The organism is uncultured Ruminococcus sp., assembly GCA_902785355.1.
Classification (GTDB): Bacteria; Bacillota; Clostridia; order Oscillospirales; family Acutalibacteraceae; genus Ruminococcoides.
In genome coordinates, this window is sequence record CACZYF010000017.1 from 53,407 (window position 1) to 63,701 (window position 10,295).

Sequence of the window (10,295 nt, forward strand, 5' to 3'; positions counted from 1 at the left end):
ATGGTGACGATATGAGAAAGAGAAAATTAAAGTTGCCCGTTACAGCGATCCTATTCCTGACGCTGGCGGCGTGTTGTGTTGCGTTGAGCGGTCTGACCGATATCGGCGGGCAGGGATTCATCAGGGTGTTTTCCATTGCAGTTTCCGTTGCAATGTGGATCTGTTTGATTGCAGGCTATGTATTGTTGATCCTGTATTATAAAAAACAAGACCCGCCCGAGCACAAGAGGGGCATCGGTCTGATATCCTTCTTCACCAACCGTTACGGTACGGTTTGTGATTTTGCTTTGATAATTACAGTTATCGCACTGATCGTCTGTGTGATCGTGGGCGTAAAAACTGTTTTGATATATTCGATACTATTTGGATTGATATTCTTATTTATCAACCTTCATGCGGTATTTGACGGTCGATATGTAAATGCACAATTGTCCAAAAGAAGGAGAGAGGGAAATGAATAACCAAAGAAGTCCGTTCGGGATGAAGCTCGTTTCCGCGTTGTTGGCAGTATTGATGCTGTTTTCGGCAAACGCGGCTGCGATGCTGCCTGTATTTGCGGCTGAGATCAACGTTGCTCCGTCGGCTGCGATCCAGAAGAATGTTTACGTTGTCGATGACAGCGCCGATCCGATGTTCTGCTATTGGTGGAACGGTTCGGACAACGGCTTTGCCGATGTAAATACCGCCGCTGCGCAGAACGGCTATGTAATCAACAAATTTGTACTGCCCGAAGCGGCAGAAGGAATGATCCTGACGACCGCTGACCAGTGGGCTGATGGTGACAACGCGGACATCAAGCTGACCGGCGATCTGCTCTTCGGTTCGCTGTCCGAGAACGTTTTCATCAATCTTGCCGCCGGCGAGACTGCGCTGTCCGACTATCGTGACACCGCTGTTACCGTCACGGCTCAGGAAACGAAGCCGACCGTCAAGGAAGGCGAGGGCGTTGACGTCGTCAGCTACAGCGACTTTACCTTCACCGGTTCTCTGGCTGAAATCATCGCGCCCGAGATCGAGGTTCTGGAGAAGGATGAAAAGATCGCTTCGTTACACACCGGTGAAGCGTTCACCTACAACTTCGGCGAGCTGGGCAAGCATACCTTCAGCTTCCGCGCGAAGGATATCATGAACGCTGAGGCAGACGCAGATAAGGAATATGTCGTGTTCTGTAAGGCAGAGCGCTCTCCCGTTACTTTCGAGGATGATTCGCCCATGACCATCTCCTACAACAGTACTGCTGTTCCGCGTAAGGTGGCAGGTCTTCAGAAGACCGATAAGGTGACCTATCTATCCGCAGACGATCAGATCGTTACCGTAGAGGACAACAAGCTCAAGCCGACAGGTCTGGGTTCTACGTTGGTTTACGCGACCGTGGAAGAGAACGACTCTTACCTGCCTGCGACCGGCAGCTTCGCTGTCGAGGTCGTAGAGGGTAACGGTAATGACGCCGTGGTTTTCTCGAAGCCCGTCAGCGGTACCGTAGACATTACATACGGCAAGACCTATACCAACGCTGTGGTTTATGATACTAAGGCGAATCCCGACGCAGAGGTTACCTATACCTCCGACGCTCCGAGTATAGCTTCTGTTGACGGCAACGGTAAAGTCACTCCCCTCAGCGCTTCCGATACCATCGTGACGATTACCGCTGACGTGACCGGGCTGAAAAACATGTCCGACGCACAGCTCAGCTATAATCTTCGCGTTAATAAGGCGGATATGGAGGTCAAGGGTAAGGATACGACCGTTACCTATGAACCTGGTTTGAAGGTGGATATTTCCAAGAATCTGACCGTTCCGATCGATGAGTTATACACGATTTCCTACAAGGTTAAAAGTCGCGTAGGCTTGGATGGTAAACCATTCGAAAACGGCGGTTCCCTCTCTCAGAGCGGCGTACTCTCTCCGACTCGTTCCGGCGTGTTCACCATCGAGGCGACGGTTAACACAGCCAACTACAACAGCGCCAAGGCGACTTATAAGATTACTGTCAACAAGGCGGATATAAAGAACTTCAAGTACGACGAGCCTGTCAAGCAGCTCCTGGTCGGCAGCTCTTACGATATCCCTGCTCCTCATGGTGAGACAGGCGTTGTGTACAGCGTCGGCGAGGCTGACAGCGCTTCCGTTAAGCTCAGCGGAAACAAGCTCACTCTGCTCAAGCCGAGCGAGGAGGGCATCAAGGTTTCTGTCAAGCTGCCCGCGAACGATCGCTACAACGAGGCACAGACAGAGCTGACCGTTAAGGGCTCTTATCTCAATGCCGGTGAAGGCACCTATACCATCAGCGGCAAGAAGGCGAGCACCGATCCTGCCGATACGCGCTATGTCGGTGATATTACTGTTACTCCCGCTGAGGATTACAGTGTAGCACTGTACGATGAAGATGCGGCGGATCACACCAAGCTCAACTTCAAAGATGCACTGACGATCACAAATAATGTGAAGAATCCCCGTATCGTTTTGAAATATAACAAGGCGGGGGATACGGCTGAGGGCGCTGTCTCCGACGCGATCGAGCTTGCTCTCACGCTGGATAAGACCGCTCCGAACGGTGCGATCTCAGCTTCTGCTTTTGAGACGGCATTCGACAAGCTTGTCCAAATCCTTACTTTCAATCTCTATGCGCCCGCGGTTGATTGCGAGATCACCTGCGAGGATGACGCCGCGACCAGCTTCGAGTCCGGCAGAGACAGTGAGGATAAGGTGGATGTCGCTTACTATATCGACCGCGATCCCTCCTCCGTCAAGACCAAGCAGGATCTTGACGCGCTTGATGAGGCGAGTTGGACTGCTTACAGCGGCAAGTTCAACGTCGATCAAGCGAATACTGCGGTTGTATATGCAAGATTGACCGATCCCTACGGTAACTATCAGTATATCTCTACCGGCGGTATCGTGTTCGATGCGGTGAAGCCCAAGGTTTCGATCACCATCGATAACAACAAAGTCAAAAACGAAAAGTACTTCAATAAATCCAGAAAAATGACCGTAAGGGTCGAAGAAGTGAATTTCAAGCCCGCCACAGACATGATAGAGATCACGGCTGTTGATGGTGCGGGCAATGAGATCGACGTTCCCGAGGTCAAATGGTACGGGAATACCGCACTCATCGAGTTCAAGAACGACGGTCACTATACCTTCCGTCTGACCGATAAGTTTACCGATCTGGCAGGCAACGTTCCCGAGGTTGAGGTTTCTGCCAACACGGTTGCTTACGACGACTTTATCATTGATACGAAGAAGCCCGTTTACGAGATTTCCTTCGATAATAACAACGTAAAGAATGAAAAGTATTTCAGCGAAGCCCGTACCGCTACCATCAAGCTCACTGATGACAACCTCAAGGGCACCGCGGAGATGTTCCGGGTAACTGCAAAGAATACCGATGCAGAAACGCCCAACGTCGTATGGAACGCTTCCGGGAACGAGGCGACCGTGATCTTTGGCAAAAACGGTGAGTACACCCTCACCCCCATGACGGAGTACCTTGCCGATCAGGCGGGCAACGAGCCCGATATCCGAGTAGATGACGCGACCAAGGCTTACAACGACTTCATCGTCCATCTGGAAAGCCCCGTTGTTGAGCTTTCTTATGATAATAACGAAGCGCAGAACGACAAGTATTTCAACAGCGACCGTACTGCAACCGTAACGGTTCGCTCCGACTATTTTGTTCCCGCAGACGGTATGATCTCCGTGACCGCTAAAGACGCCGAGGGTAATGATATCACGGCTCCCGAGGTCACCTGGAACGGTAACAATGCTACGATCATTTTCGATCAGGACGGCGTTTATACGCTGACAGTCACCGATCAGCTGATGGATCAGGCGGGCAACGGCTTCGACAAGGTTCAGCTTGCCGAAGATACCAAGGCGGCCGAGAGCTTTGTGATCGATAAGACACAGGGCAGCGCTGAGATCGCTTATGACAACAACAGCGTCAAAAATGAGCTTTTCTTCAATAATAAGCGTACCGCGACCATCACCGTTACCGATGATAACTTTGTCGGCGCTGACGGAATGATTACCGTGATCGCCAAGGATGCCGAGGGTAAGGATATTACGGCTCCCGCAGTCGTTTGGGACGGCAAGACCGCGACGATCAACTTTACCGAGAACGGTACCTATCAGCTGGAGACCACCGACAAGTTTGTCGATCAGGCTGGTAACGCCTGTACTTTGACGCCCGCTTCCGGTACCGAGTGTGCTCAGCAGTTTATTATCGACATGGCAAAACCGATCGTCAATGTCAATTTCAGTCAAACTTACGTCGACTATTTCAAAACCCACGTCAAGGCTACCATTACGACTACTGATGATCATTTTGTGGCGCTCGAGGATATGATCGAAGTCACAGCAAAGGATGCAGACGGCAAGACGATCGCCAATCCCACGATCGCTTTTGCAGGCAGTGGTTTTGAGATCAGTTTTAAGAACGACGGCTACTATACACTCAAGCTGACCGACGCCTATAAGGATCTGGCGGGTAACAGCATTGATACCGAAAAATCCTCCGCTAAGGAGTACGCATTCTGCGTCGATACCAGCGATCCCGACGTTCCGGTCGTCGCCTATCAGAGTTCTAAGGAGAGTCTGACCGGCGCATGGCAGAAGCTTGCCGAGCTGTTTACCGGCGGCGTGGTTTACTTCCCCGAGAAGATTACGGCGGTCGTGACCGCCGAGGATACCGGCTCCGGTATCAAGAGCATCACTTATGAAGCACCCGTAGAGGGCGATGCGGAGGGTACCAAGGGCGTCGAGTCCTTTACCTCCGAGAACGAGTCGCTGACCGGTAAATATGAAGTCAGCTTCCCGATCGAGCCCGAGTACAAGGGCAAGGTCAAGGCGTCTGCCCTGAACAACGCCGGCCGCTCCTCTGCAACAGATGAGGGTATGATCGAGGTCAGCGAGCAGAAGCCCGCAGTTTCTCTTGAAATCATGAACGAAAAATCCGACGGATTCTTTGACGGCGTGACCTATTACAGCGGCGACGTCAAGGTGAAGGTCACTGTAGAGGATGTGTTCTTTGAAGCGGAGAACCTGGCTAACGAGAAGACCCCGAGCAAGCTGACCCTGACCGTGAAGAGCGACGAAACCGAATCTCAGATTGCTCTCCCGACCGACTGGACGAGAGAAGAGGGTACCAACCGTTACTCCGCCGAGATTACCCTGACCGGCGATGGCGACAAGGTGCTGACCGCTGACTATACCAACAACTTCAATAATACTGCCGCTGCGACGATTGATCATTTCTCGATCGACACCCAAAAACCTGACGCTGTCATCAAATATGATGATGACAATCCCGTCGCCAACGAGAAATATTATGCTAAGAAGCGTACCGCTACGATCACGGTTTCCGATGACAACTTCAAGTTTACAGAGGGTAGCTTCATCAATCTTAATGCCGATAACAAGGATGAAGAAGATACCCGTATGATCGTTACTACCGCTAAGGACAATGACGGCAATGATATCGCCCAGCCCTCCTTTACGATTTCGCTCGACGGCAAGACAGCTACCCTCGAGTTCGAGGGCGATGGTCACTATACCGTACAGCCCACCGGCAAATTCACGGATCATGCCGGTCATCCGGTTAAACTGGAGGCGGAGTCCGATAACCCCTTCGAGTTCTGCGTCGATACTTCCGCTCCCAAGCCGATCGAGATCACCTATCAGCATAACAACGAGGGTCTGACCGGCGCGTGGACGAATCTGATCGAACAGTTCACCGGCGGCGTCGTGTACTTCCCCGATACTGTGAAGGTCAACATCACTGCTGAGGATCACCATTCCGGTATCAATCGCATCGTTTATTCCGCTCCCGTAATTCCCGGTAACGATGAGGTCGGTCTTGAGGGAATCCCCGAGACCACTGTTCCCAATAATGTAGCCGGATCCTCGAAACAGACCGTCAGCTTTGATATCCCTGCAGAGAATGCTGCGGATTACAGAGGTAAGATCAGCGCGACAGCGATCAATAACGCCGAGCTCTATGTCAGCCGCGGCACTGCTCCCGAAGAGGTCGAGCTGATCGCGGTGGAAAAGACTGATCCCGAGATCACCCTCGAGGTCGTCGACACCGTTACCCCCGGAGAGTATGACAGCGTGAATTACTACAAGGGCAACGTAACTGTCCGCGTGACCGTAGAAGACACTTTCTTTGACGCACATGGTCAGAAGAAAGGTCAGGAAGGAAATAACGTTGTCATTAAGGAAACCACCAACGGCGTTGTCAAGGACCTCGAGGTTCCCGCAAATGACGGCTGGACCCGTATCGACGGCTCTAATAAGTATTACCGCGATTATACTCTCACGGATGAGGGTAGGAAGCAGCTGGATGTAACCTATACCAATAATGCCGGCAAGAAGGCGAAGGATGCAAAGCTGACCGACTTCGTCATTGATAAGACTGTTCCCAAGGTTGTTATCAAATATGATAACAATAAGGCACTCAACGAGAAGTATTTCGATTCTTCCCGAAATGCAACCATAACGGTCGACGATCTTTACTTTGTCGGCGAAAAAGCGATGCTCGGTATCACTCAGGCAAACAAGAATGGTCCGGTTTCGAAGCCTACCTATAGCTATAACTGGTCGAAGGATAATCAGACTGCGACCGTTGTATTCTCGGATGACGCCTTCTATACCTTTAATATCACCGATAAGTTCACCGACCTCGCGGGAAACCCTGCTCAGATTTCCTATGCCGAAGGCACGGTAGCGGCTAATGACTTTGTCGTCGATAAGACAGCTCCCAACGAGCTCAATATCGTTATCAAAGAGGTTGAAACGGGTATCGAACGCGATTCGATCGATATAAAGAATAATCATAAGGACCAGCCGGTTTGGGTCAACAAGGATGTTGAGGTTACTCTGAAAGCTAACGATGAGCTCCTTGATCCGAGCGATCTGAAGCTTGAGTATTCCATCGAGCGTTCTACCGCTGTAAATGACCCCAAGAAAGCATACACCGGTCCTCTCCGTGAGTCGCCGGATGAGCATTTTGTTATCACGGCTTATGTTGAGGATAAGGCGGGCAACAAGTCGACCATTTACTCCGACAAGATTATTCTGGATCAGCATGCGCCCGAGATCGACGGTATCTCTCCCGAGATCAAGCTCAATCCCAACTCCAACCAGCCGAAGATCGACCTCAACGGTAACACCCTCTATAACGGCAACGTGATCGTCGATTATGTGATCACCGACCGAATCTACAACAACAGCTGCTCCGGTTTGAACAACTCTAAGCTCAGCTATGAAGTTATCACAGACGGCACGCGCACACAGAGCGGAACCTTGTCCGGCGCAACAACTCAATTTGACGGCGCGCCGCAGGTGATGAAGGGCTCGATCACAGTAGACGCAGTTAAGAATAACAGCAACAACGTACAGCTGATCGTTTACGCGATGGATAACGCGCAGAATACCTCGCAGGATTCCGCCAAGCTGCGTATCGATATCACCGCGCCCGTCATCAATGTATCTTACAGCAACAATTCGCCCGACAGCACCTACACCGAGTACTTCAACGCCAACAGAACCGCTACCATCAACATTTCCGAGCGTAACTTCAACCCGGACAAGGTCATTATCAAGGCGACTAAGAACGGCGCGACATTTACCCCGGGTCTGAGCTGGAACCATTCCGGTTCTGCAAACACCGATGATTATCTGCATACCGCTTACATCGAGTACAGCGATGACGCTGACTACACCTTCGACATCGAATATACCGACGAGGCGAGCAACCCCGCTCAGGGCGTAAACTACGGCGGCTCTGTTTCCCCGACCAAGTTCACGATCGACAAGACCGCGCCGACCATTGAGATCAGCTACGATTACAACAATGCTGTCAACGGTAATTACTATGCACAGCACAGAGTCGCAACTATTACCATCGTCGAGCACAACTTTGATCCCGGCCGCGTGACATTCAGCTGTACCGCCAACGATAACGGCACTACCGTATCGGCGCCCACGCTCAACGGCTGGTCATCCTCCGGCGATGTGCATACGGCGACCGTATCATTCAGCAACGACGCCTATTATGTCATGAACATCAGCTTTATCGACATGGCGGGCAACGCCGCGAACACCGTTCCCGAACAGACTTTTTATGTCGATACGACTAAGCCTGAGATAAAGCTTGTCGGCATCGAGAAGAACTCTGCGAACAGCGGCGTCGGTAAGGATATCGGCTTTACGCTGACCACTACAGATCATAACCTCGATAACGGAACCTATGATTTCAAGATTCAGCGTATCGATCTGAATGCGGATAAGAACAAGAGTGTCTTTGATGAGACTAAGGAGACTCGCGCTACCAACCTGATCGAGTATAAGGAGCCAAACCTAAAGGATGACGGTATCTATACCATCACCTGTGAGGTCAGCGATAAGGCGGGCAATCACACTGCGACCTCCGAAATTATCAACGAGAAGGGTGAGAAGGTCGGCGAGGATACATTTATCTTCTCCATCAACCGTTTAGGCTCCACATTCATGGTAGATCAAAAGACCCAACAGATCATCGACAAGGGTTATGTCCAGAACGTCGAGGAAGATATCGTCGTTACCGAAATCAATCCCGACAAGATCGATAAATATGCCGTAGCCGTTACCAAGGACGGCGGACAGCCCAAGGCGCTGACCGCAGGCGACAACTATCAGCGCACCGGCGGTTCGGATGATCCCGACAAGTGGAACACCTACACCTACCGCATCAGCAAAAACAACTTCAGCGATGAGGCTGCCTACAGCGTTGCGATCACCACGACCGATACAGCCGGCAATACTTCCTTCAGCGAGACCGAGAATCCGAAGTACATGGATACACCTGTTGCGAAGATCATGTTCATCGTTGATCGAACCATCCCGAATGTAGTTGTCAACAACATCGAGAGCGGCGGACACTATAATGTCGAGACCCAGACGGTCGATATCGTAGCAAACGACGACAACCTGCTCGCAGGCGTACGCATTATGCTAAACGACGATGTGAAGGAGTACACTGAAGAGGAGCTTGTCGAGAACGGCGGTAGGATGACCTTCGACATCCCCAGCGCCGAGTCCCTGCAGAACCTAAAGATCGAGGCGTTCGACGCTGCGGCAAACTCTACCGAGGACACTGAGGATACTGCGGTAAACTACGTCAACTTCCTGGTTACCACGAACCTCTTCATCCAGTTCATCAACAGCCCGCTTCTGGTCGGATTGGCGATTGGCGGCGTACTGCTGATCGCGGGTCTGATCGTCTTCCTCGTCATGAGAAAGCGCAAAAAGAATGCCTAAAAAGGCTGATCGAAACAAATAACGCAATCAACTAAACCACAGGGGGAAGCGGTATCCGTTTCCCCCTGTGTTATAGGACTAATACAAAACACTTTAACATTTATTGCGATAAATTCCGCATAGCGGTGTTGTCGTCCTTGACATACGCCAGTATGCCTGCGTTCTTTGCCTTGCTCTGCGAGATTTCTCGCTAACAAATTTGTTAAAGCGTTTAATGGAAACTTAGTATAAAAATGATTTTTATAATAAACACCCCCTTGCAGTCTTTTGTGCTACGCAAGGGGGTGTTTGGTTATATTACTCTGATAGGTCGATATATTCGCCGATGGGGTAGGTTGTTTTCATGTTTGACAGATAGCGTTGGAGCAGGGTTGCGTCGATGATGTCGAGGTCATCGCCGTCGACGTTCGCAGCGGAGAGGTTGATTCGCTTTATCGGGATACCTACGAGGTGTCTCAGGATCACAGTGACGTCGAGCACATCAATCTCGTTGTCGCCGTCTGCGTCGCCGAGACGGAAAACATCATCGTTTGTCGGCTCTCTGTACAACTGAACGCAGTCGACAGAGCCCCAGGCACCTGCCGCAGCCTTGACCGAGAAGCCGACCGTGACCGTATCGGCGCACGGGAATGTGAGCATCGGTACCTTCCAGCTGCGCCAGCCGTCGAGGGTGAGGCGCTGTTCATATCGCTTATCGCCGCTTACGGCGTAAATCATCAGCTCGGCGTTCTCTCCGATATCGCCGCCCTGCATCGACAAGAGGAAGGTGTAGTCGCCCACACGCGGTACGGTGACCGTCTGTTCGACGGAGAAGTCGACCTCATCCTTGTTCCAGAATTGAAGCGATCCGCTCCCGTCGCGGGCGTTGTCGGCGCTGTCGGAGCCGTTGACTGTCCACTGTTCGGGTCCGGCGAAAATCGCCACTTAGGGGCCGGTAGAAAACACCAATTCTGGTTCAACAGAAAAAGCCACTACCTGAATCCTTTCAAATCCTA

Annotated in this window: 3 protein-coding genes; 2 read left to right on the plus strand and 1 reads right to left on the minus strand. The window is 51.4% G+C overall.

Going from position 1 to position 10,295, the window contains the following annotated elements; translation table 11 throughout:
- The first annotated feature begins 11 nt into the window (after window positions 1-11).
- Both R2I50_RS05720 and R2I50_RS05725 read left to right on the plus strand, forming a co-directional pair.
- On the plus strand, window positions 12-461 hold the full coding sequence (locus tag R2I50_RS05720) for a hypothetical protein (protein ID WP_316608199.1): 450 nt from the start codon (window positions 12-14) through the stop codon (window positions 459-461).
- Window positions 454-9,300, plus strand: a complete 8,847-nt coding sequence (locus R2I50_RS05725; protein WP_316608200.1) for a hypothetical protein — start codon at window positions 454-456, stop codon at window positions 9,298-9,300. The genes R2I50_RS05720 and R2I50_RS05725 overlap by 8 nt, the downstream gene beginning before the upstream one ends.
- Window positions 9,301-9,597: 297 nt before the next feature.
- Here the strand turns inward: R2I50_RS05725 and R2I50_RS05730 are convergent, their stop codons facing one another.
- Entirely contained in the window at window positions 9,598-10,224 is a 627-nt protein-coding gene (locus R2I50_RS05730; RefSeq protein WP_316608201.1) for a dockerin type I repeat-containing protein, read from the minus strand.
- Window positions 10,225-10,295: the final 71 nt, after the last annotated feature.

Bases quoted from the DNA above. Each gene is read 5' to 3' on its own strand.
- R2I50_RS05725 (WP_316608200.1), top strand. From the start codon at position 454: ATGAATAACCAAAGAAGTCCGTTCGGGATGAAGCTCGTTTCCGCGTTG.
- R2I50_RS05720 (WP_316608199.1), top strand. From the start codon at position 12: ATGAGAAAGAGAAAATTAAAGTTGCCCGTTACAGCGATCCTATTCCTG.